The organism is Sulfitobacter guttiformis (assembly GCF_003610455.1).
Classification (GTDB): Bacteria; Pseudomonadota; Alphaproteobacteria; order Rhodobacterales; family Rhodobacteraceae; genus Sulfitobacter; species Sulfitobacter guttiformis.
Map to the genome: position 1 here is coordinate 424,358 of NZ_RAQK01000001.1, position 25,211 is coordinate 449,568.

13 protein-coding genes and 1 tRNA gene are annotated in these 25,211 nt (G+C 58.7%); 5 read left to right on the forward strand and 9 right to left on the reverse strand.

Annotation, left to right across the window (positions count from 1 at the left end):
- Positions 1-18 precede the first annotated feature (18 nt).
- From C8N30_RS02025 to C8N30_RS02040, 4 genes are all read left to right on the forward strand, one after another.
- Positions 19-93, forward strand: a tRNA-Glu gene (locus C8N30_RS02025).
- 359 nt (positions 94-452) lie between these two features.
- Positions 453-1,226, forward strand: a complete 774-nt coding sequence (locus tag C8N30_RS02030) for a sugar transferase (protein WP_232222827.1) — start codon at positions 453-455, stop codon at positions 1,224-1,226.
- Between the two features lie 100 nt (positions 1,227-1,326).
- The gene (locus tag C8N30_RS02035; protein WP_147419667.1) at positions 1,327-2,247 is read left to right on the forward strand and encodes a CpsD/CapB family tyrosine-protein kinase; all 921 of its coding nucleotides are present in this window, start codon (positions 1,327-1,329) and stop codon (positions 2,245-2,247) included.
- A 143-nt stretch (positions 2,248-2,390) separates the two neighbouring features.
- Entirely contained in the window at positions 2,391-3,689 is a 1,299-nt protein-coding gene (locus C8N30_RS02040) for a GumC domain-containing protein (RefSeq protein ID WP_025062829.1), read from the forward strand.
- Here the strand turns inward: C8N30_RS02040 and C8N30_RS02045 are convergent.
- Positions 3,686-5,032: an oligosaccharide flippase family protein gene (locus C8N30_RS02045; RefSeq protein ID WP_025062830.1), complete on the reverse strand. Its 1,347-nt coding sequence runs from the start codon at positions 5,030-5,032 to the stop codon at positions 3,686-3,688. The genes C8N30_RS02040 and C8N30_RS02045 overlap by 4 nt on opposite strands.
- A gap of 106 nt (positions 5,033-5,138) precedes the next feature.
- Here C8N30_RS02045 and C8N30_RS02050 point away from each other — a divergent pair, with 106 nt between their 5' ends.
- Complete coding sequence (locus tag C8N30_RS02050; RefSeq protein WP_025062831.1) at positions 5,139-6,338, forward strand: glycosyltransferase family 4 protein; 1,200 nt, start codon at positions 5,139-5,141, stop codon at positions 6,336-6,338.
- Here the strand turns inward: C8N30_RS02050 and C8N30_RS02055 are convergent.
- The 8 genes from C8N30_RS02055 to C8N30_RS02090 form a co-directional block, all read right to left on the reverse strand.
- The gene (locus tag C8N30_RS02055) at positions 6,335-7,171 is read right to left on the reverse strand and encodes a glycosyltransferase family 2 protein (RefSeq protein ID WP_025062832.1); all 837 of its coding nucleotides are present in this window, start codon (positions 7,169-7,171) and stop codon (positions 6,335-6,337) included. The two genes, C8N30_RS02050 and C8N30_RS02055, sit on opposite strands and share 4 nt — an antisense overlap.
- Complete coding sequence (locus C8N30_RS02060; RefSeq protein ID WP_025062833.1) at positions 7,168-9,765, reverse strand: hypothetical protein; 2,598 nt, start codon at positions 9,763-9,765, stop codon at positions 7,168-7,170. Before C8N30_RS02060 ends, C8N30_RS02055 begins: the two co-directional genes overlap by 4 nt.
- Positions 9,762-10,712: a hypothetical protein gene (locus C8N30_RS02065; RefSeq protein WP_409373579.1), complete on the reverse strand. Its 951-nt coding sequence runs from the start codon at positions 10,710-10,712 to the stop codon at positions 9,762-9,764. The genes C8N30_RS02060 and C8N30_RS02065 overlap by 4 nt, the downstream gene beginning before the upstream one ends.
- A 16-nt stretch (positions 10,713-10,728) precedes the next feature.
- The gene (locus C8N30_RS02070) at positions 10,729-11,430 is read right to left on the reverse strand and encodes a 4'-phosphopantetheinyl transferase family protein (RefSeq protein ID WP_025062835.1); all 702 of its coding nucleotides are present in this window, start codon (positions 11,428-11,430) and stop codon (positions 10,729-10,731) included.
- Positions 11,427-15,905 (reverse strand): MupA/Atu3671 family FMN-dependent luciferase-like monooxygenase, encoded by a 4,479-nt coding sequence (locus tag C8N30_RS02075; RefSeq protein WP_025062836.1) that lies wholly within the window; start codon positions 15,903-15,905, stop codon positions 11,427-11,429. The genes C8N30_RS02070 and C8N30_RS02075 overlap by 4 nt, the downstream gene beginning before the upstream one ends.
- Positions 15,902-16,876 (reverse strand): glycosyltransferase family 2 protein, encoded by a 975-nt coding sequence (locus tag C8N30_RS02080; protein ID WP_025062837.1) that lies wholly within the window; start codon positions 16,874-16,876, stop codon positions 15,902-15,904. The genes C8N30_RS02075 and C8N30_RS02080 overlap by 4 nt, the downstream gene beginning before the upstream one ends.
- A gap of 4 nt (positions 16,877-16,880) precedes the next feature.
- Complete coding sequence (locus C8N30_RS02085; RefSeq protein ID WP_025062838.1) at positions 16,881-23,282, reverse strand: type I polyketide synthase; 6,402 nt, start codon at positions 23,280-23,282, stop codon at positions 16,881-16,883.
- Between the two features lie 281 nt (positions 23,283-23,563).
- Positions 23,564-25,021, reverse strand: coding sequence for a membrane protein (locus tag C8N30_RS02090; RefSeq protein WP_025062839.1), 1,458 nt, complete (start codon positions 25,019-25,021; stop codon positions 23,564-23,566).
- Positions 25,022-25,211: the final 190 nt, after the last annotated feature.

The following is a 25,211-nucleotide window of genomic DNA, read 5'->3' on the forward strand; positions in this document are numbered from 1 at the left end:
GACGGCTTCACAAAGTGTGGCCCGTTCGTCTATCGGTTAGGACGTCAGGTTTTCAACCTGAAAAGAGGGGTTCGACTCCCCTACGGGCTGCCACCTTGACCCTCCGGAAATTGTTAGCTTTTTGATCCAGAGGGAAATTTTTTGTGAGAAGTGTACCAGTATGAAACAGTTTGTTTCGAAAATTCCCCCTGAAATGTGTCGAAAATCTGTTATCTAAGTGTCGAGGATTAGCTGGATTAGTTTTCCGGACTATTACAGGGTGGCATGTGCCATCCCACTCAAAAAACTTTCCAACGCCTTCTAAGGGCAGCGGAATCGAGAGACGCTTTAAACGCCATGCCTCTTCTGCCTTGGGAGGCCCCCGTTAAACCGATTCTCGCGAGATAAAAGAGGCCCCGGATGTACCGGAGTGTCTGTGCAGAATGCTACATGACCCTTGGGGGTTTTGGACTATGAAGAAATTTGATGCGGATCAGCCCGGTTACGGCTTGAGAAGACTTGCTTCGGCAACGTGTGACACGACGGTGCAAGGAATGCTTGCCCGTGCATCCGACCCGTTTTTCATCCTGCCCGATCAGACTGTAGCTCCGGCAACGCGTCCTGCGCAGATCGCAGGCAGTGTATATCGCAATGGTGGAAAGCGGTTGCTCGAGACGGTACTCGTCGTGCTGAGTCTTCCATTCTTTTTGCCAATAATGGCGGTGTGCATGATTGCGCTGTGGGTCGAAGGCGGAAACCCATTCTATCGCCAGGACCGTTTGGGCCGCAACGGCGAGCGCTTTTCGATATTGAAGTTGCGCACGATGGTGCGCGACGCCGATGCGGTCCTAGAAGATTACCTCGCGAGCGATCCCGAAATGCGCCGCGAGTGGGACGAGAAACAGAAGTTAATCCATGACCCTCGCGTTACCCGCGTTGGTGCATTCCTGCGCTCGTCTTCGGTCGATGAGCTGCCGCAGTTGTGGAACGTTCTGACCGGCGAGATGAGCCTGATCGGCCCACGCCCGATGATGCCTGAACAGCTCCCGATGTACGGTAATCCGGCGCATTACTTTGCGCTGCGTCCCGGCATAACCGGTCTGTGGCAAATCTCTGCCCGCAATGAAAACCGCTTTTCGTTCCGCAACGAGGTTGATGCGACTTATAACGAAGGCCTTTCTGTTGCAGGCGACGTTGGGATCATCTTCAAAACTGTTGGTGTGATGCTGCGCCGTACAGGCTGCTGAAGCGCTTGGCGAACAACGTCTTCTTACGTCGCCTACCTTTGAAACTACACCGACATAGGTTATATTAAAGCCTATGTTCAAAATCCGAAAGTCTGGCACCATGAAGGATACATTTGCATCCTCGACCGAAGACCGTGTGGAAGCACGCAGCGATCTGATGGTCCCTGCGCAAGGCAGTTTCACCCGTCCCCGTCGCTTTGCCGAAACTCCGCCAGCGGAGATAGAAGAAGCCGATGCGGTAATTGAGGCAGGGCCAAAAGCGATCACTGCGCGTCTGGATTCCAATGCAGGCGTGACCGCAACCACGCCTCGCGATCTGTGGGGTCTTTTGCACGAGCAGGTGCCCGGCACCGACCAGCATATCCTCGCTGGCAGTCAGGCCGAAGAGGATTTCCGCGCGACCGATGTGTCCCGCGCATTTGACCTGCTGCGCACGCGCCTTCGCCAAACTGTAAAACAACACGGCTGGGTCAACATTGGCATTGTCTCGCCTACGTCGGGCTGCGGCAATACATTTACAGCCGCCAATCTCGCTGCGAGCCTGTCGCGCGTCCCCTCTTCGCGCACCGTCTTGATGGATTTCAACATGCGCACTCCAGGTCTTGCGCAAATGCTAGATCTTGATGCATCCGAGACAGGCAATCTGCGCGATTTTCTAGCAGGCGATGTGGCGATCAGCGATTATATTCTCCGCACCAGTGATACCCTTGCGGTTGGCCTGTGCGCCACGCCGCAAAACGATGCTGCTGAAATCATGCAAGACCCTGCAACCTTGGCCAGCCTTGCGGAGATGCGCGCGGGACTTAACCCCGACATCGTGTTATTCGATCTGCCCCCTATGCTCACGTTTGATGACACATCCGCCTTTCTGCCACAACTGGACGGCGTTCTGCTCGTCTCCGACGGGACCCGCACCATGGCTAAGCATCTGGCCGAGTGCGAGCGTATTCTGGGCGGTCAGGTGCCGCTGCTCGGCGTGATCCTGAACCGCGCGCGCGCCTCCAGCATTGAACGGTTCTAGCGCTGCCGCGCTCTTCGCGCTTTATGCAGAAGCAAAGACGTCATATAATCGCCTGAATTTATCGGCATTTATTAAAAAATGTCGTCCTTTAGGGCGATATGTTCCAATTCAGGGACGATACAGCAGGTTCGAGGCAGGCGACTATGGGTCCCATCTATACTTGGCAGGATTTTATCGACATGACCCGCCGCAGGATCGGCGTGATCGCGTTTGTGATCCTCGCAGGCAGCATCGCAGGGCTTTACTGGGCGATGAGCCATGTGCATCTCTACCAGTCTTCGGAAGTTATTCAGATCGAGCAGCCCAAAATCAACGACGAACTAGCCCGGTCAACCGTCGAAGGCTCCTCGGCGCGCCGTCTCCAGCTGATCCAGCAACAGCTAATGGCGCGCGCCAGCCTTCAGGAAATCATAGATAAATACAATATTTACAGCAATCTCGCCGCGTTGAAGCCCAGCGAGAAGGTCCAGCTTTTGCGGCAGGCGGTCACGATCAACGGCGTTGCTGCTGCGCGCGAGGGCTTTGCAGATGATGGTACCATCTCTGTCCTTACTATCACCGCACAGATGGAACAGGCCCAGCTTGCCCGTGATGTGGCGCATGAATTCGCCGAGCAAACCCGCAATCTGATGGCCGCACAGCGCCGCGACCAGACCGAACAGACCCTCGCGTTTTTCCAAAATCAGGAACAGGTCGTTCTGGATAATATCGCCTCCCTCGAGGCCGAGCTTGAGACATATCGCAACGAGAACGACCTAACGGTTGATGGTGGTGTGGAATTCCGCCTTTCGGAGGTCGCCCAGTTGAACGAGGCAATTCTGGGACTGGACCGCGAGATCATCACCACACAGACGGCCCGAACGCAGATAGATCGCGCGGGTCGCGCCTCTACGGTGGACCGTGAGGAACGGGCGCTTGATGCAGAACTTCGCACCTTAACGGAACAGCGCAGTCTGCTGGATGCCCGCCGCATTGCCCTGCGTGAGACGATACAGGGCTCACCGGAGATCCAGCGCGCATTGGCCGATTTTGACCGCCGCATGGAACAGCTGCGCACCCAACTCGAGGTGATTGCGACACGCCGAAACGAGGCGCAGGTTGGTTTCAATCTCGAAGTCGGTTCGCAGGGTGAGCGGCTGACCACCATCGAAGAAGCACAGGTACCCGATTACCCGATCACAATGAGCAAGAAAAAGCGCGCTATCATGGGGGCAGCAGCCTCTACCGTTCTCGCATTTGTTATTGCATGGTTGCTGGAGCTGCGCCGTCCCATCATCCGCTCTGCCCGCCAGATGCAGCGTGAAACCGGCGTGATGCCTGTTGTCTCCATCCCCGAGCTTGCACCGAAATACCAAAGTTCTAAGTGGCGGATGGCCCGCGAAAAGCGGCGCCAGTCGGGCAAGGCAGGTCGTGCTGCCCGCCTTGAATCGCGCCAGACCTAAGTCAGCGCAGAAAGCGCCACGATCGCATCCCAGTGCAGCCATAGGGCAGCAGCACCCAGCGCGCCTGCGACCAAGGCGCAGGCCAGATCATGGCGTACGTCCCATGCACCATGGTGCAGCGCCAGCCAGATAATGACCGGATGCGTGGCCAGATGCGCAAGCCCGATGCCGATAATCGCACCCGTGATGCCGTAGTAGCTTACTCCGATGAGCAAAAAACCGATCTGGAACACGGCACGACTCGCAGAGACGACAAAAAACCGGCGCGAATCTCCCGCTGCCAGTGCCGCTTGATCATAGCTCATGCCAATGACCTGCGGGATCAACGCCACCGCCAGTAATGTCACGATGGCCCCGCCCGCCCCGTATCGCGGATCGTAGAGCACCTCCACCAGCCAAGGCCCCGCCACAGCCATCGTCAACAGAAGCGCGAGCGTTACCACGCTGATACCAAAGCGGAGTTTTGCGATCTTGCCCACTTCATCTTTCGCGTCGCGGTAGACGGGGATCATCACCCGCCCTGTCACTGCTGTGCCCAGTTGCATGGCAAATGTAGCAAGAAAAAAGGCAATATTATAAATGCCGAGGCTCTCGAGGCTGAGGAATTTTCCCAACACAGCACGGTCCCCTTGCGAGGCGAAAAACCAGAAGGCCGTGCTTAGAAATATCCACTTTCCGAAAGTGACCAGTTCGCGCACTGCCGAGCGTTCCCAGCGAAACCTGTTGGGCGCCCCTGGCAGGTAGACCCATGTCAGCCCCAATTTCGCCAACGATGTAACAACGCCCCCCAGCACAAGCGCCCAGACCGATTGAAACCACCATGCAAGGGCAACCATAACAGCGATGCCGATGACTTGGGCCGCCAGATCAAGAACCGTCAGGCGCCCCATCAGCAAATGGCGGTGCGCCGTCTCGATCCGCGTTGGATTGAAACCTGTGATCAACAGCGCAAGCGCAGCAACAGGCAAATATGCCGCCAGTTCAGGCGCGTCATAAAATGCGGCAAACGGCACGGCCAGCGCGCTTGCGATACCCCATAAAACCGCGCCTCGTATGACCTGAATGCTCCATGCGGTATTGAGAAAATCAGGATCATCACCCCGTTTGCTTTGCGCAATCGACGGTGAAATTCCCACATCGGAAAAAAGCATTAGCCCTACCGTGACCAGCCCGACCAGCGCCATCATGCCAAAGGCTTCGGGAAAGAGCATTCGCGTCAGGATCAGGTTTGAGGCGAGGCGCAGACCCTGAGAGCCACCGTAACCGAGCAAGATCCACGAGGTGCTGCGTATCACGCGTGCCATCAAACGCCCGCCTCGCAATTGCTGCAAAAGACCACCCATTTGCCGTATTTATCTCCGGATTTACTGCTACAACCTTGCTAACGCCCCTACCGCGCTTGTGCCAGAGCCAAGGTTGCCGGAATGACACCAGACGAAGGATGCCCCGTTGAACATCGCTTATATTCTCAACAGCTATCCCCAGCCCAGCCATAGTTTTATCCGCCGCGAAATCCGCGCCCTTGAAGCGCAGGGTCATGTTGTGACACGGCTGGCGATGCGCGCAGGGGATATGGCGCTGGTCGATACCCAGGATCTGGAGGAGGCCGCCGCGACCCAATATGTGTTGCGCGCAGGTATCACCGCATTGTTGCATGCCGTGTTTCAAAACTTTTGTGCCGATCCAAAGCGCTTTGCCCGCGCTCTCAAACTCGCAATTGCCTGTGGCCGCCGTTCCGAGTCCGGTATCCTCAAACATCTAATTTATATGGTTGAGGGTGCCTATGTCGTCCAAGTGGCCAGAGCGGCGCAAGCCACACATGCCCACGCCCATTTCGGCACGAATGCGGCAAGTGTTGCGATGCTTTCGCAGGCTCTTGGTGGCCCGGACTATAGCTTTACCGTGCATGGACCCGAGGAATATGATGCACCGCGGGCCCTGTCATTGGGCACAAAAGTCCAGCGATCCAAATTTACCGTGGCGATCACCAGTTATGGCCGCAGCCAGCTGAGCCGTTGGGTAGGGCCGGATCATTGGAGCAAGATCAAAGTTGTCCACTGCGGCATTGATGCCGCCCGCTTCCCCACACCGCACCCTCTGCCCGATGGCAGCATGCGATTTGTAGCCGTCGGACGGTTCGTTGAGCAAAAAGGGCAATTATTAGCACTCGAGGCGATGTCGGATCTGCTAAAATCACACCCGACATCCCACCTGACCCTGATCGGTGATGGCGAGATGCGCGGCGAAATCGAAGGCCGGATAACCCATCTGGGCCTTGGCGACCATGTCACCCTGACCGGTTGGCTCGACGAGGACCAATTGTTGGAAGAATTACAAAAAGCGCATGCGCTGGTCATGCCAAGCTTTGCAGAAGGTCTGCCCATGGTAATTATGGAAGCAATGGCTGCAGGTCGTGTTGTGATCGCCACGTATATTGCTGGCATTCCGGAGTTGGTGCAGCAGGGCGAAACCGGCTGGTTGGTGCCTGCGGGCGATGCTGGGGCTCTGGCCCAGGCGATGGCGGAAATGGCAGATACCGCGCCACAGGTGCTTGAGCAGATGACAAAAGCCGCGCGTACGCGCGTGCTGGCCCGCCACGATGTGGACGCCGAGGCTGCAAAACTCGCTGCGCTGATTGCAGCGCCCTAACGACCCCGCGCCCAACGCTCCTGACGCGAATGGGGCAGGCGCACGGCAATACCAACAAAGGCAAATGCCGAAAAACCTATCGGATCGCGCAGCGCACGCTGCCACATCGGCAGTACATCCTCGGACAGTTGATCATGGTTTGCCCAAAGCGCAGGGTAGAGCGCCTTTACCTCTGCCACACCAATATCCTGACGCCGCCGCACCTTGATAAGCCGCGATGCTCCTTCAATCATCGGCCAGCGATAGGTGGCGGGGACGCGCACCCGCTCTGACGGGGCGAAGCTGAGACGCACAAAGGTATCATCCGAGATAATGTCGGGGAATGCGCCCCAGCGCGCGCGCCCTGCCCCGTTCACTGCAAATACGCCGAAGCCGGGTACGCCGTGGGTGCAAAATGGCAGACTTTCCCAGAAACGCGCGTAGATCCGGGTGAACGCGCTTTGGGCAACAGTTACAACCGGCCCGCCGCTGGCATATCGCGGCACATCCGTCTCAAGGATTTCGGCAAGCTGTGCAACCAGAAGGGGCGACACGATCACATCTGCATCCACGTAAATACGCGCCGCATGACGCGCCGTGGCATCACCGGCATTGAGTGCACTCATCTTCCCGCCCTGCGCAATATCCAGCACGGTGAGGGGCCAGCCCTTGGTCGTAAACCGCGCCTCGTAACCCTGCGCAGTATCCACCGTGGCATCGGTACAGCCATTGGCCATCACAATCACCTCGACTTGCGCACCGGTTACATCACTGGCCAGCAGCGCCTCGAGGCAAGCCTCGATATACCCGACCTCGTTATGGGCGGGGATCAGAATACTGCAATCAATACTCACTGTCCGGCCACCAGCGCGTCCCAGCGCGGATTAACGTCGTCCAGATGCCGCAGCGCGCCCCAGCTGCCCCATTTGGTGGGAACGTACACATCAGCATAGGCGTTGAACAATCGCCCGCCTGATGCGGCCCACCCCTCCAGCAGCGCGGTATAAAGCGCGCCCATTTGCGGGGTATAATTGAAATGCTCGAAAAACGCAGCGAGGCGGGGATCATCCACCTGCGCGCCGATACCGACAATATGGGTGCCGCCTTCATACATGATAAGCTCAAGGCCTGCCGCCGCTGCCACCTGTGCATGATACGGGAAAACCCGCCCCGCCAGATCGCTTATGGTATCCGCATTCTGTCCGCTAACCGATCCGTTCTCGAGCTCCTGCGCGGCAAGCATTGTGGCGTAATCATATTGTGTGGCTTCGATCCTTTCCTGAAGACCTGCACCCGTTAACCCTTCAGCCTGCGCTGCTTGTGTTGCGCGCTTAACGCTTTCGTCAAGCCAGCTTTCCATCTGTTCGCCGCGCGCCTCCAGCCCCAGAATGCCGCCGAAATAACCTGTAACGGCATAGGCATCAAACGCCTCCACCGGTTTGGGCAGCCCCTCGGCAACGACCAGAGGTGCGTTAAGGATGTTTGCTTCCAACCCGAGCCAGCCAGTCTGGGTCGAGATCACATTGACCAGCTTTGCCTGTCCTGCGGCAAACGCCTGCGACCAGATCCGCGCTACATCCGCCGCTCGCATCGCATAAAACTGTGTTCCGACATCCGCCTGCCCCCAGCGCGCTTGTGCCTGCTCGTCAGCCCAGCGGGTCTGGGCGAACTGGAAATTCCACACCTCGTTCGAATACTCCACGTAAGCGGTGCGCGCAGGATCAATCCCACCCTGAACCAGTTTTGCAAAATTGCGCACAAAGGTATCATCGGCGAGATGGGGCATGTTGAACCACGCATTTTTGCCCAGACTGTTGATCAGCGCCAGCATTACCTCAAGCGGGACACCCTTATGCGCCCAACTGGCGTCAGTGACCAATGGCCGGTCTTCCCATAGCGCCTGGGTCGAGTTGTTGGTCTCCATCCAGTCCATAAACCGCAGTGTGTCGAACGCAGCCAGCCTGTCAGTCCAGTCGGGATTGAACAGGGCACCGGAGTCAAACAGCGCCAGACGGTCCTCGCGGACCACAGTGATGTCACGTATGGGGTTAGCGAGGTTGGTGCGCTGGATGCGCAGCTCCACACTGCCCGGCCCCGGTGTGTAATCGAACTGCACCTCGCCGCGCGCGTACCTTATGTTTGTCGCACGCCCCGCAGGCTCGATTACACCTGCTCCGTCATAGCGTAGCACATACCGCCCCTGCAAAGACGGAGCCGCCGCCGCCGGCAAATCTGTGAGGATAAGTGTACCCACCGACACCGCTTCGCGCGGCATGCTACGCACCCAGCCATCCGCGTCGATGTGCCCGCCGGCAACCAGCGCCTCGTTCTCGATGCCGCCAAACTGGTTTTTGAGATGCCCAAGCCATGGCCGCGCGGTTTTCATCACATCAAGGAAAGGCTGCTGTGCCGCCCAATCCGTCACTGGCGCAAGGCCAACCGCAATGGCACCCGCTGGCGCTTCGCGGGATGTGGACTGCGGCTGTGGGGCTGGCGTTGCTTGCGTCTGCTCTTGTGTTGGCTCCGGTTGCGCAGGCTTTGGGGTCAGTGGTTCCTTTGCCTCGGATGCTGGGGGGGAAGGAGGAGCACGAGGTGCGACCGGAGCTGCCGCTGGCGTTACCCGCGGCGAAGCGTCCGCAATCTCGGCACGCGTGTAGGCTTTAACGGCCTCGAGTGCCACGCGCTGCATCGCGTCGGCCATCTCGGCATCCGGCCCGTCAAACGTCTGCCCGAACCGGTCTTTTACGGTATGGGGCAATCCTATCGGGCTGGCGCCTGTCAGGATCGCATATTGTACCATCGAGACGAAATAATGCCCCCGCGCATTGAGGTGAATATCATCATCAAACACATCGCTGATCGACTGTAGACCTGGCACCTCATCCGCCTCAATCGCATCATCGAGCCGACCCAGCGCCTGACCTGCGGGAATAAGCTGCACGCGCGAATCCGCACCGGCCTGCCCCTTGCGCAGCAACGCAACGATACTTTCCCAGTCAGCCAGGTTTTCCTGCAAACGCAAGCGCCATGGCGTATCGGCGTTCTCGTCAAATTCGACCACCTCGCCCGTGCCGCTTTTCAGGCTGTGCCATGTTTCCTGAACAAAAACCCGCGCGTCGCTCTTTCCGCTCAGGGCCAGCCCTGCAAAGGCCTGCGCATAGATTTCGGTCTCGCTCCATTGCAGGTGATTGGCCAGCGGGATCGCCTCTGTGATAATCAGATCGGTTGTTTTGCCCTGCGGCAGCACACGGCGGGCATCAATTCCCTGTGCCTCGCTCGACTTCTCCCAGTTATATTTGAGCGGTGCCCCATTGATGATCTGCTCGCGCACCTCGACCTGCGCACTCGTTTCGCGCAGCGCAGCATCCAGCATGTCCGGGCCGGCGGTTCCAAACAAGCTGTGGCCCACCATAACTACCGAAAATAATGTGCTCGCCAGATCGCTCATACTGCTATCCCAGTGTATTTATTGGCACGTACCACGTCCCAAACTATTTCCTGCATAAGTGCCCCCGCTTGCGGGTCCGGTGCTTGCGCCGCCGTGCCATCCGCACGCATCAATGCCAATGGCAGGCCGAGCGGACTGCGCTGGTAGAGCACTGCAAAATGCGTGAGCGCTATGAGATAGCCTCCGAGATCGCTCAGGTGGATCGTATCCACTGCCCCCTCCGGCGTGCGGGCCATCAGGGCATCGCGGTTCGCAATATTGCCAACACCGCCCTGCGCCTCGATGGCGCGCACAAACGCGGCCAGCACCTGACCTCCCGGCACAATATAGATCGGCGCACCGATACGCCCCGCCGCAGGCAGTGCCACGCGTTCCATCCAGAGCGCCTCGAAATCGGTATCGATCCGGTTGAGCCAACCTGCCGGATCATCGGTGTTATGCCATGTCTCGTAAAGATAAAGGCGCACATCAGGCCGCGCCTCCCGCGCCAGACCGGCCCAGCGCGCCAGATAAGCGGCACTGTCGTGATAGCGGATTGCATCGGTCAACTCTACCATCTCTGTCAGGACGACTGCATCGAACCCTGCTCCCTCCAGCGCATCGCGGGCGGGCAAAAAATTCTCATGGTCGTTCTCGGTATCGAATCCGTTCACAGGAACATCCGGCTCCCAATGGGCGCGAAGCGGTGTGCCCCATCCAAGCTGACTGCGAAAATCATGATCCACAGGCGCAAGTTGCGCCACCATCGCAGGCATATCGCGCCCAACCAGAGAATGGCCAAGGTGAAATACTCTCAGCGGCCCGTCAGGGGCCGGCAGAGCCTGCCCGTAGCTTTTGCGCGCTTGCGCCAGGCGCCACACCCGCGTGCCTGCAAGCCCTGCCATCGCAGCGCCCAGACCCACCAGCGCGCCCGCGCCTGCCCGCACTATGCCCCGACGTGTCAGCAATTCGTCCACTCCTCTTTCAACTGTTGGGTGCTTGTAGGTCAGAGTGCCTAATCGCGACCCCCGTTACAAGCAAGCCAACCGCATGGGCATAGCTCCCGTGTAGAACCGTGCCCGCGGCAAAAGGGCCTTGGTCGCATCGGAAGTAAGCTTTAAACCGGTTGTCGCTCCGATCAATCTCCAGTTCAAGCACCTCGAACCCGAACAACCTGCCCGAAACGTTATATTGCGCCTTATAGGTTGCTTCCTTGGCGGAGAAAATGAGCTTTGCCATAAGCCCCCGCTCCGAGGCCGGTTGCAGCCCCAGCCAGACGCGCTCCGCCCTTGTGCACACCACGGCAACGGACAGCGGATCCAGCGGGGTCGCCTCTTCCAGATCGACACCGATGCCTGCCCAATCAGCCGACATCCCCACTGCTGCAACGCAGGCGGTCTTGGAGTGTGAGATGCTACCCGTAATTCCCGCAGGCCAGACCGGGGACCGGTCAGCCGCCATTTCAACAGACTGTATTGCCACCGAAAGCGATGTCATCGCCGCCCGCGCAGCACTACGCCCCGCGTGAAACTCGCATTTGCGATGGTCCACGGCCTGCGCCAGTGCCGCCGCCTCGGTCTTGTCCACATCATCCGGCATCACGGTCGGGTCCCGCGCTGCAACCCCCAGACCTGTCGGCAAAACCGACCGTGTGAGTGCGCAGACCAATGCGGGGTCAAGGCTCACGAACCGGCCTTGACCCGACCTGCGCGCATCGCACGGCGTTTAGACATCGTTTCAGACCTCGCCGGATCATCCTGCACGTCGATCTCTGGCTCCGCAGGCGCTTTGCCTTTGTCCAGGTGTGCCGCCAGACCTTCCAACGTAGGGAACCGGAAAATATCGGTAATCCCCAGCTTGTCCAGCCCCAGCGCCGCCTTGATATCGCGGTGCGCTTGCACCGCCAGCAACGAATGACCGCCCAACGCAAAGAAATTGTCAGAGGGCCGGATTACAGCCACCCCCAAAATTGCGCTCCAGACTAACGCAATAGCAGCTTGCGTGCCGCCCTCTGGCGCGTCATCCAGACCACCAGCAGGCGCGACAGAGGTTCGGGGCGCGGGAGCAGGCAGCGCTTTTCGGTCGATCTTCTTGTTCGGGGTTAACGGCATGCGCGCAATCTCGATAATCCGCGAAGGGACCATGATGTCGGGCAACCGTGCCGACAGTGCACGTCGTAAGCCATCCTCATTCAGGGCGGAACCAATCACATAGGCAACCAATTGCGCACCACCGGGCGCATCACGGGCCACAACAACTGCCTGGCTGATACCTTCCTGCGCGCTCAATGCGTTCTCGATTTCGCCGAGCTCGATCCGGTGGCCGCGTATTTTCACCTGATCATCCGCACGTCCCATAAACCCGACAGTGCCATCCTCGCGCCAAAGCGCTAGATCGCCGGTACGGTACATCCGCCCCGCACCAAAAGGATTATCCACAAACCGCTCTGCGGTCATCGCCTCACGCGCATGGTAGCCGTGGGTGACGCCATCACCCGCGATATACAACTCTCCTGCCACACCAACAGGACGCGGCGCCAGTGCCTCATCCAGCACATAAACCTGAGTGTTGGCGATGGGTGTACCGATGGCAGCAGTCGTCTCGGCATGTGTGACCCGCTGGGTCGTCGACCATATCGTAGTCTCGGTCGGACCGTACATATTTTGCACATGCCCGCCGCAAGCTTTGAGCAAATCAGCCGCGAGCGTCCCCGATAGCGCCTCGCCCCCGACCATCAGCTCTTTCAACCCCGCCAAGGCATTGCGGGTCCCGTCATTCATCACCATCATCTGCGCCATCGACGGTGTGCATTGCATATGGCTCACCTTGTGACGGATCAACTGTGCGGCGAGGGAGAAGTCATCCTCGGCCAGCGCGGTACCGGCTTTGGCGCGCCCTAGCACTTCGGCCAACGGAACCAGCCCTTCCAATACTGTGTCCACGGCAATGCCATAATCGATCAGGCATGCAATCTCGTTCACGCCGATACGTTTAAGCTCTTCCGCCCGTGCAACACCGTCCTCCACGGTCCCGAACAACCCGCTATCATTGAAATAACGCTGGAAAGCGAATTCGAGGATCGCCTCCATCTCGTCACTATCCAACCCCTCCAGATCGACTTGAAATGGGCTGGTCGCCCCCTGGGGTTTTTTAAATGCAGGAAAGGCCCATGCATACTGTTTGATCAGACCGGCGGCGGAGCGTAGATAAGCCTTCATCGGCTCACGGGCAATCTCTTCAGCCTTGTCCCGCGTTTGCGCCAAATAAGTGTGAAGCATCACGGTGACCGTGTAATCCGCCGGATCATGGCCTGCATCGCGCAGTGCAGCGTGGTAGATCTTGATCTTGTCGGCAACTTCCGCGACCGACTGGCCCAACAGGTGGGTCAGGACGTTTGCCCCGATCTGCCCCGCTTCCTTCCACGTCTCGGGATTACCCGCTGTCGTCACCCATACGGGCAGTTCGGCTGACACCGGACGCGGTTGGGTAACGACCGCAAAGGGAGTTCCGTCGCTGGTCGGGAATTCAACCGCATCCCCGCGCCACAGGGCGCGCAGCTGGTCGATCGCCGCATACATCGCAGGCTTGTTGTGAGGTGGCGTATTTTCGGGGCGCAGCACAAAGTCATCAGGTTGCCAACCGCTGGCGATCGCCAGCCCCACACGTCCGTTTGTGAGGTTATCAATGACAGCCCATTCCTCCGCGATCCGTGCAGGATGGTGCAAGGGTGCCACGCAAGATCCTGCGCGTACAGCGAGGTTCTGCGTGACCGCAGCCACAGCAGCCCCAGTCACAGACGGGTTTGGATAAGGACCGCCAAAGGCATGGAAATGACGCTCCGGCGTCCAAACAGCGTTAAACCCGTTAACATCAGCAAATTTCGCCCCCTCCAGCAACAGCCGATATTTTTCCGGACCGACGCCATCGTCATTGCCCCAATAGAACAAATTGAAATCAATTTCTCCCTTTGCGGCGATAGGTCCGCGCGAAAGCTCGGTCCGGCTGTCATCGCCCGCAAGCACCAGCTTGAACCCCCGCGACAACGTCCAAAAGAGCTCGAGCACGGAGATGTCGAACGATAGGCTGGTTACAGCCAGCCATGCATCACCCGGCGCATATTCAATCCGCTGATCCATCCCTACAAAGAAGTTTGCGACATTGCCGTGGCCGACCATGACACCCTTTGGCGTGCCGGTGGAACCGGATGTATAAATCAAATACGCAAGCGTATCCGGCCCTGCGCCCGCCTCCGGGTTGATGTCGGGCGCGGTCGCAAGCGCGCTGTCGGTGTCCAGCACCAACAGCTTTGCATTCACATGAGGCAAGGTCTGTACGAGGGTCGAATGCGTCACGATAACGGGCGCACCACTGTCAGCGATATAATGGCTGATCCGGTCGGCCGGATACGCAAGATCGAGCGGCACATATGCCCCGCCCGCCTTCAATATCCCGAGCGCACCAACCAGCAAATCGACACCGCGTGCGGTTGCTAGACCTACAGGCGTACCCGTTTTAACACCTTGGGCGATCAAACGGTGCGCAAGCTTGTTAGCCGCTTTGTTGAGCGCATCATAGCTGAGGGATTTTTCCTCGAAAACAAGCGCGGTCGCATCAGGCGTGGCTGCGACCTGCACCTCAAAGCTTTTATGAATCGGCAAAGCAGTATAGTTTGTCTGCGTGGCGTTCCACGTCTTGAGCAATGCTTCCCTCTCCGCCGCAGGCAAGTCGTTGTCCCCGCCCAGAGAATGCGCAATCCGCGCGGCAATCAAATCCAGTGCTGCCTCTGACAACTGACCACGATCAGCGTGCAAAGTTAGGCTCCCCTCTTCTAACTGGGCTGTAAGCACTGCTCCCGCTACAGGCGCATTAGCGATCATGATCACTGGCGCGTCGTCGCTGATCGCAGGATCACGCAGGACCAGATCGACCGCGAAACCGCCAGTCTCGGAAATGCGCGCAAGCTGCGGCTGCAGGGGCATATCACTGCGTAGTGGCACCCAAGACGCTGCAAACCTGCCCGCACTCGGAGTGATAGCCATCCCCACATCGCCCGCCTGCCCCGCACCAAGGGCTACTGCGGCAAGCAGTGCCGCAATAGCGGCCTCGCTACCCGTTTCCTTCGCTTCAACTCTGCGCGAAATATACTCTCCCGACGCTGTCCCTGTAGCAAGCGGTACTGGCAGAACGTCTATCGTGGCGAGCTTTGCGCGCCAATACATCTCGTCTTTCAATATCTGCTTTTCAGCGTTTGCAAGATCTTGTGTCGTGGTATCGAGCTTTTTGCCGACCAAAGGCAGCGCAGCGCCGCCGAATGACTTGATCCCGTCAAGCGCGACAGCGCCATCCGCCGTCGCAACAACTATGTGCGCCGTGCCGACAGAAAGCACCTCACCTGCAGGACCAGCCCCTTGCGCTGGCACAGCGGAGGCCACTGTAAATACAGCACCCTCAAATGCGATTTTCGCCACGCCCAAAGGGTTCCAGTAGCCGCCAAAATCCAGTCCCCGCAATAGTGCCTCGATCTTCGCGGTGGTCTGGCTGAAATCAATAAGACCCAGCACCGCAGGGCGCTGGTCACGGCTGAAATAGCTCCGCTGGCTCAGGTCTTGCGCCTTGCGCTCCAGCGTGCCGGCCTCCAGTTGCGCCATCACGCGGCCAAAACTCTCCATCCCTGCGGCATAGCACTTGGAATTGAGGCTGAACGCGGTCTCGTCGTCGGCAATATCAATCAGCTCCTGCGCCAGAAGATCGCCTTCGTCCACGCCACCCTCAATCATATGCCAACTGACGCCATGCTGCGCTTCGCCGTTTATGATTGCCCATGCGGGGGTGTTGAGGCCCGCGTAACGCGGCAAGGGACCGTCGTGGAAATTCACCGCGCCCGATGTGGGCAGGGCCAGCACAGGTTCCGGGATGATCCGCAGATTAGCGATGCTCAACAGCCAGTCGAACGGAGCAAGTGCTGCATCCACCAAATCGGCAGGCTTGGAATATACCGAAACGCCTTGCCCTTCGGCCCAGTCACGTACATCCGCATCCGTGGTCACGACAGCCAAAACATGATGCCCACCAGCAACGATCATATCGGCACAGGCAATGGTAAGCGATTGATCTCCGAGGATCACGCAAGAAATGGGAGAAGTATTGAACGGAGCAGTCATGAGCGGTCCTCCGGGGACAGGCGGTACGGGGTGGCAGCATGGGTGACCAGATCACGTAGGAACCATTGCGGATCTTGCGGTGGCCTACCCTCAATCCCGACCCGCAGGCGGTGCAGGACAGCCCCAATAATATGGGCAGACAAAGCCGCGCCAGCATAGGCACGGCCGTGGTTTTTGAGGAAATAGTGACGGCGAGAATCGTACCAGTAAGACGGCATCCGCCGCGTGACCTTCATCCCCGTCGATACCGAGCCGATGTGCACGACACGACTATCGATGACATACCAACACGACCAGCCATTACGTGCAGCGCGCAGACACAGATCCGTTTCCTCGAAATAAAGAAAGTACGTTTCGTCGAACATTCCGATCTGATCAAGCATTGCGCCACGCAGCATCATGCTGGCCCCCGCACTCCAGTCTACTTTTGTGGTGGTCGTGGGCTGGGGCAGCGGCACCGGCGCATCGGGCAACATCCGGTCGATCAGCGACAGGCGAGCCGAACCCGCAAACTCCCCCGCGATGCTCGGAAACCGGAAGGCCGTAGTGTGGGTTTGATTATCCTCGCCGCGCACATGGCTGCACGCAATGCCGGCCTGCGGGTGCATCTCGAGGTGCTCAACCAGCGCCTTGATGCAGCCAGCATCAGGAAAGGCATCCGAATTGAGGATATAAAAATAATCGGGTGCGCGTCCGTCGCTCAGCCGCATCCGAAGACCGATGTTGTTTCCAGCCCCGAAACCGCCGTTGATCGGGGAGGCGACAACGCGGACCAATCCGCCCTCGGCCCATCCGCGCCCTGCAACCTCGCGGGCGATCATCCCGAAGGAGCCATCGTCAGATGCATTGTCGACGATCACAAGCTCTCCGCCGACAGAATGGAGGTCTGCGAGCGCCGCTTCGGCGGCGCGCAACGTCATGTCAGGCGTGCGAAAATTGAGCAGGATACATAAAACAGCGGGACGTGTCATGGCGCTACTCCGCTGCCGCAGCATGGCGCGGGGTGGTATCGGCCAGCGCTTCGTTGATGATTTCGCGCAGCTCTGCCGCCATTGCCACCACATTCGGCGACAACACCATACTGTCATGGTCGCCGGGCACTTCGATCACGCGCACATGCGGCGCATATTGTGTCCAGTCGTTGTCAGCGAACACATATTCCCGCGCTGCACTGACCCAGTTTCCGCCACTTACGGCAAAACGCTGGTCCAAGACAGGACGTAGCAGAATCATCGGACCGTCCCAGTCAGGGGTCCTGTAAATCGCCACGGCCCGTAAAAACGCGGCTTCGATCTTGGTGTTGTTGAATTGCGCTGCAGTACCCTGATATTCGGTCGCTTGGCGCTTTGATTTTTCCCACGCGATACGGTTTTGCACCCATTCCAAAAGGTATTTCGGCCCCTTATCACGCAATTCGGCCAACTTGATCAGCGCCTTGTCGAATCTGCTCAGAGAGGGGCGCACGGGCAGCGGCGTGTCCAGCAGCGCCAGAACTGCCACCTCTTCTCCCGCAGCCTTCAGCTGGCGCGCCATCTCATAGGCCGTTATGCCGCCCCCCGAAAAACCGGACAGCAGATAGGGTCCTTCGGGCTGAACCTCGCGGATTTCTGCGAGGTAATCCGCTGCCGCGCTCTCCACTGTCTGATGCGGCGCAGCATCTCCGATCAGCCCACGGGCCTGAAGCCCGTAGACCGCGCGTTCAGCCCCAAACTGCAACGCCAGATGCCGTAGGTTCAACACGTTTCCGAACATCCCAGCGACCACAAAAAGCGGGGTCGCCTTAGCGGGTTTGACGCCGTTGAGTGGCACCAGATGTATAAATTGTGGTTTGTGGCCCTGGACGTCGGGCGCGTCTACATCGGCTACCGCGCCGGTTTGTGCCGTAATCCGCGCCGCAATGTCCGCAATGGTCGGCGCCTCGAAGAGAACCGAAATCGGGAATTCCACCCCGAATGCGCGCTTGATGCTGGCAAACAGGCGCACCGCAATGAGCGAGTGACCACCAAGATCAAAAAAGCTGTCGTCGGTCCCAACCGGCGAGACGCCCAGTAGGCTTTCCCACATCGCGGCCAAACCGGTTTGCACGGCCCCTTCCGGTGCTTTGAACCCCTCCAGATCGGTACGCTCGAAACTTTGCCCCTTCGGCAGCTCTCGGGGCGGTGTGTCGGCCGCAGTAATCAAGGCCGCCAAAGGTAGCGACGATACATAGATCTGAGGCACGCCAAGTGCGAGTGCCCGCGCCAAAGCCTGCGGTCCCTCGGACGCAGTGATTCCTTGGGAGACTAGGTATGCCAGCCGCTCCTCCGCGTCCGTCTGGGGGCGCGCGGCGTCTGCTACATCCCCGTTAAACACAACTTCGGATGCACGCAACGGCGCGGCCTGTGCCGCAAATCCACCCTTGAGCCGGGTCATCGAGAAATCGCGCACCTCAACGAGCACAAGGCCTTCGGCATCGCAAACCGTTACATCAAACCGCGCATCATCCTCGCCCGAAGCGCTCAGCCGGACCCAGCTGTAGATTTCTGCACAAAGTGGAGCGTACACCGCAATCTCGCCGTAGGACATCGGTACCCAAAGGTCCTTCCCGTCATAGCCCGGCGCCAGATCAATAGCCCAGCCCGTGGCCATATCCATCAATCCAGGATGTAAAATCTGTGCGGGATCCAGTGGTGCCTCGAGCGTCAGGCGGGCCAATCCTTCACGCGGGCCGGTCTGGCGGGCGCGCAGCACCTGCCATTGCGGACCAAAACGCAAATGCGCCTCCTGACGGGTCGGCATATGCGCTCCGTCCCGATCTTCTACAGCGCCCAAGCGACCCGAAAGCGCTTCGAGGTCAATGGTTTTCGTCTTGGCTCGTGCAGCCGTAATCGCCGCTTCCGCATGGGTCTGCCAACCGCTGCGCCCGTCAAATACGCAATCACTGCGCAGTGCGGCGCTAAACCCACCCGCATCGCGCAAAAGCGAAATCCGCATACGGCGTGACAGTCCCTCAGGCGCATCAAGCGGTCGCAGGAAGTACAGATCGCTCAGCTTGACCGGCAGCGTTAGACCCGCGCCGAGGGCGGCTTGCGCCAGCGCCTCCACCATGCCGGTTCCGGGCATGACAGCCCTGCCGTCTACCATGCGGTGCTGGTCCAGCACCCAATCATCGGCTGCGTTGAAGTCGGTGGCAAACCGCGTTTCGCCCTGCAGTACTTCTACAGTTCCAAGAAACGGAGCATCAATCTCACGAGGTGGCAAGGTTTCCGCGGGGGTGTGGCCCACAGCTTCAGCCGCCATCCCGACATCGGCCCAGACGCCCCAGTTTACCGCAATCACGCGGGTCTGTGCGCCTGCGCGCCCCTTAGCGAATGCATTTAAATAGTCATTCGCGGCTACGTAATCAACCTGCCCTGCCGACCGTGTCGCGGTGGACGTCGAGGCAAACAACACTATCAAATCGACCGTGCCATCGGGCAACAACTGGTCCAGCACCCGCAGGCCCTGTACCTTTGGCGCCAGCACTGCATCCACCTGCGCCTGCGTTTTACCCAGCATCGGCGCATCATCCAGAACACCGGCCGCATGGAACACCCCGTCGATGCGCCCGCTCGCAAGAAGCCCCTCGATGACTTTGCGCATCTGGACCACATTGACCACATCGGCGGCGGCCACTTCGACCGTACCGCCCATCGCCTCAAGGCGCTGCACGGCACGAATACGGCGAGCCACCGCATCGCTGGCGTGGGTCGTTTGCAATACACGCGACCATGTCTCGCGGGGGGGCAGCGCATGGCGGCTCAGCAGAACAACATGCGCGGCGTGCGAGGACAGCAGATCGGCAGCAATGGTCAGCCCGATGCCCCCGAAGCCACCGGTAATCAGATATGTCCCACCGCGTTTCAGCGGCGGATTCTTCACAGCCGCCAGTCGCTGTGGCCTGAACGCCAGCACAAAACGGCGCCCTTCGCGCAGAGCCACAACCGCATTAGCAGGCGTCGCTAACAACTCTTCGAGCAGGGCATCCGTGATGTCCTGCGCGGGAAGACCGCGTTTGGCAAAAAAGCCGCTTCGCGCCGGAGCATCCAGCAAAGCCAGATCAATTGTGGCCACCGTCATATTCGCAATTTCGTGGGGCATCACGCCCGCAGGGCCGCTGACCATGGCCTTTTCGGGATAGGGCAATGCCTCATCAGCGACGCGTGCCGCGCCATTGGTAAACACACTCAGATGGGTCTGGGGCGCGTCCTCGCGCTCGGCCAATGTCTGGCCCAGCCACAGAAGGCTGTAAAACCCCTGTTCGATCATACGATCATAAAAACTGCTGCCCGGGCGGTGACCCATGCCTTTCGTCACCCCCCAGAAATGCGCAATGCGCGTCGGCATCTTTTCCGATGCCAGCAACGCCGCCATAAGCGCATCATATCCGTCACGCCCCTGTTCCGGAGCGAGAGTATAACGGCCTGAGCCCAAATTCGAAAAACTGTCGCCGGCAGTGACAACCGATACCGAGGCACCAGCAGTTTCCAACCGGGCAATCACCGGATCCGCGATGCCGTCATCATCCGCGAACACCAACCATTCATCTGCCGAAGCGGCGCCAATCGCTGCACCTGCATCAGCGTCGACATCAGGATACTGTGCACGCCATGCAGGCACAGCGCCCCAATCGGCCAGATCATCCACCCGCGCAATCACGGGCGCCGCCGCGCGTGCCACCTGTGTTGAAGGGGCGATAAAATAGGGGCTTCGCTGAAACTGGTAGGTTGGCAGAACCACACGGTTGCGCCGCGCCTCGCCCCAGATCTGGTCCCAATCGGCCTCGACACCGCAAGCCCAAAGTCTTCCGATAATACCCATGAAATACATGTCATCCGCGATTTCTTGATCGGGGTGTCGAAGGGTACTCATCACTTGGGCCGGTTTGAGCGCGGCGCACATCTGCGCCAGCGATGACAACGCTTTTCCCGGACCGACCTCAAGAAACACCCGACCGTCGCGCGCGGCGAGTGTTTCGATGCAATCGGCAAAATTTACCGTATTGCGCAGCTGGTCCACCCAGTAATCCGGGTCTGTCGCCTGTGCCGATGTGATAGCGACACCGGTGCGGTTGGACATAAACGGTATCTTCGGCGCTTGCAGATGGAGACCTGCAAGAAAGGCGCGGTACTCGGCCAGAATTGGCTCCAACATCCGGCTATGGGCAGCAATGTTTATGGCTATGCGCTGGCTCTCGACACCGTCCTTTGCCAGCCGCGCCGCTAGATCCATCAGCCCGGCATCAGGGCCAGAAATCGCTGTTAGCTCCGGTCCGTTTACCGATGCGATATCAAGATCGTCACCTAAATATGGCCGCGTCGCCGCCAGCGACAAGGGCACGCTGAGCATGCCGCCAGCAGGCACAGTATCGAACAGGCGCCCACGCAGCAAAACAAGATCAATCAGGTTCTCGAAACTCATCACACCGGCGAGGCAGGCGGCAACATTTTCTCCCATTGAATGGCCAACCATGGCCGTGGGCTTAACCCCCCAACTCATCCACAGCTGCGCCAGCGCATATTCAACAATCGCGATCAGCGGCAACTGCACCGATGGCTTTTTGAGAATCTGCGCGGCGCGATCATTGTCGCCCTCAGGCAGCCAGAGCGCGCGAATATCATAGTCGATCTGCGGAGCGAGATAGTCCAGCCCACGGTCCATCGTCTCGGCGAAGGCCGGCTCGGTCTCATAGAGATCACGGGCCATATTTGGGTATTGCGCGCCTCCACCGGGGAACATGAAGACCACCTCTGGCGCAATGCCAAGTCGCTCATGGGTGAATACACGGCGGGTATCATTTGCCTCCAGCAGGTCTGCCGCCGCGGCATGTGTATCTGCCACGACAACACGCCGCCGCTCGAATCCGCGCCGTCCGTTTTTCAGGGTATGGGCCACGTCCGCGAGATTCTGCTCGGGATGCGCCCGCAAATGTGCGGCTAGGGCAGCCGTATTCGCATCCAGTGCCGCTTTGGAGCGCCCTGAAATGCATAAGATATGAAACGGGAAATCGCTTTCCTCGGAGAGTGCACGCTGTGGGGCTTCGGCCAGAATGGCGTGGGCATTTGTGCCCCCCACCCCCAGCGCATTAATGGCCGCATGGCGCGGTGTGGCGCGGCGCGGCCATGGCGTGAGCACGTCATTTACCGAAAACGGGCTGCCTTCGAACCCGATCGCGGGGTTCGGCGCCTCATATCCCAGCGAGGGCGGCATCGCCCCATGGTGCAGCGCCAGCGATGCCTTGACCAGACCGGCAACGCCCGCCGCAGTATCCAGATGCCCGATGTTGGTTTTAACCGATCCGATCTTGGCAAAATCAACCTTGTCGGTCTGTATCCGGTAAGCCTCGGTCAGGGCCGCCACCTCAATCGGGTCGCCAAGATAGGTGCCGGTGCCATGACATTCAATCAGCTCTATCTGGTCAGCAGGCACGCCAGACGCAGCCAGCGCCTTTCCGATGGCATCAGCCTGACCATCGACTGATGGTGCCAGATATCCGGCCTTTGCCGCGCCATCATTGTTAATCGCGGATCCTTTTATCACGGCCCAGATGTGATCCCCGTCGGCCTGAGCGTCTGAAAGGCGCTTGAGGGCGACACAGCCCGCGCCAGAGCCAAAAACCGTGCCCTGTGCGCGATGGTCGAATGCATGACATTCACCGTCTGGCGACAGGATTTCATTTTCCTTGAAAGTATAGCCCCGCCCCTGCGGGAGTTCGATCGTGACACCACCAGCCAGCGCCATATCTACTTCACCGGCGCGTAGCGCAGCAGCTGCATAATGAATCGCCACCAGCGATGTCGAGCAAGCCGTTTGAAGATTGATTGACGGCCCTTTCAGGTCAAACACATGGCTCACGCGGGTCGAGAGAAAATCCTTGTCGTTGCCGGTATGGCGCAACAAAAACATGCCGACATCATCAACAAGATCGGGGTTAGAGCAGATATTGAAATAGAAATAGCTGCCCATGCCACAGCCTGCATAGACACCGATGGGGCCTGCCACGTTTTCTGGCACATGGCCCGCCTGCTCCATCGCCTCCCACGCCACCTCAAGAAACTTACGGTGCTGCGGATCCAGAATCGCAGCGTCTTTGGGTGAGAAGCCAAAAAAGTCGGCATCGAATGTCTCGAACCCTTTTAGGTCAGCCGCCGCGCGCACATAGTTTTTGCGCGCAATGTTCTCTGGCGTTTCGCCAGCGGCCAGCAGTTCGTCTTCGGTGAGTTTGCGAATAGAGGAAACTCCGGTGCGCAGATTTTCCCAGAACGCAGCCACAGTATCGGCGCCGGGCACATTAACGGCCATGCCAACAATAGCGATATCCTCGCCCGCCGATCTTATATTGCGGCTCTGATCAGTCATATGTTCTTACCCTTTAATCCGCACATGTCGGGGCGGTATCCCCTGAACTTGAATAAAATACGAACTATCTAAGCAGGCAGGCAAAACTGCCCCGCCGCGGTCTTAGTTTTCGAAAATGTCGTTTTCATGGCGTTTTATCCAATGTCGCCGCTTAATCGCCCCACAATAGCACAGGAACCCACAGCAGAAAAATCCTCTTCAATGTCACGCAGGATACAATAGGACATCTCCGCCCGAAGTCGCGCGCGCAATCGACACGAACGCCCGAATAAACCCGCCCCCTAAAGCAATGTGCGCTGTGCGGGCGCTGACCCACCGCCCATCACGGGCGTGCTGCGCAAGGTATGACGCGGCACAGCGGCTTGGCGCGGATTGAGCCGCTCAATGTACCCCAGCACCGCCCCTGCCGTCAGCCACGTAAACGGCGTAAGCGTCGCGTTGAGCAACATATCAATCAAGGTGATCCCTAAGATAAGCGCAACAGCCCCGATGTAGGGCGATAACTCCACATCGCGATTGCGCAAGACATGTTTGCCCAGCAACAAAAGCGGCAGCGCCAGCAGCCCGAATTCCGCAATATACCCTAACCAGCCAAAGCTGCCAAAAACGATGATCCACCGACCATCGGGGATCGTCAAAATCTCGCCATCCTCGGCATCACGCACAAGGCTCCTGCCCCACCCGCTCCAACCGAAAGCAGGTTTTTCCGCCGCCCGTTCCAACAACTGTTCCTCGTTATTGAAACGGTAACCCAATGATTGGGCGCGGTCGGGGTTGACCTCCGCCACCTTGGCCACAATCGCGTCCGTTGGGATAACACCAAGATTGCGCATCATCGGGTAGGTCACCGCGATAAGGGCAAAAACCGTGGCCAACAGAACCAGCCACCGGCGCGGCGCGAAATAGATCATCGGCACAAGTACCATACCGTATGCGATTGAAGCCGCACTCTTACACGCCAGCAAAAATAGCATCAGATACACCGTCCATAAGACAGCTTTCCACCGCTTCAGTTTCGGTGCCACACGGGCAAGGGCCGCCGCCGCCATCGCAGCCGTACAGACAAACAGCGCAAGCCAGAGGCCATGCGGCAAAAACACAATCGGACGGTATCCACCGGCCCGCATGGTCTGTTCAAAACTGTGCTGGAAAAATCCATAGACCCAGACATTCATCTGGGGGGAAAAACGTATTTCGATCAGCGACGGGATCGAGTAGAATAGCGCGCCTACCATCAGGGCGCGCAGCAACTCAAGCAACCCGTTTTCTGAGCTAAGAAATTGCCGCGCCACTAGAAACGGCACAACTGTCAGAGCCTGCGCAATCAGAACCGATCCGATGTCACGTACCGATTGACCGGGCAGCGCATCCACCAGAAAAAGGATGGGGTCCGCACCGCGCAACACCTCGAACAGGATAGGCTCGCGGTTGGTCAATACTGTGGGGATCGCACTACATATCAGCAGCACAACCAATACTCGCGCAATCCGCCCCTCTGGCAACAGGCGGACCCTGTATGCCGTCGCAAAAACAAGGATCGCCAACACGCTTAGGCTCGGGATCGAGACCTTGTCCATCGCGGGCACCAGCGGCAGATTGAACTCCGCCAATGGTGGCAACAGCAAGTAGCCGCCGAGGATTGACCATATCACCGCCCGCTCGACCGATTGGGTGCGAAACAGCACAAGGCAGACCGCAGGCCACATCAGAAGCATCAGATATGCAATAGGATTTGGCATCAGGCTCCTTGAACGCATTGGCGGGTGAAGTACCGATAATTACACTCTAGGCATGTCCATGTCATCAAGGTAGTTTGCGGCAGATAAAGTTCCACACAGATAAATTGCCCTCTAAAATGTTGAAACGGATGTATAAGTTGACCCCACGAAGATCCGAAACTCACACAATCGTGTCTCGTATGAGCAAAGC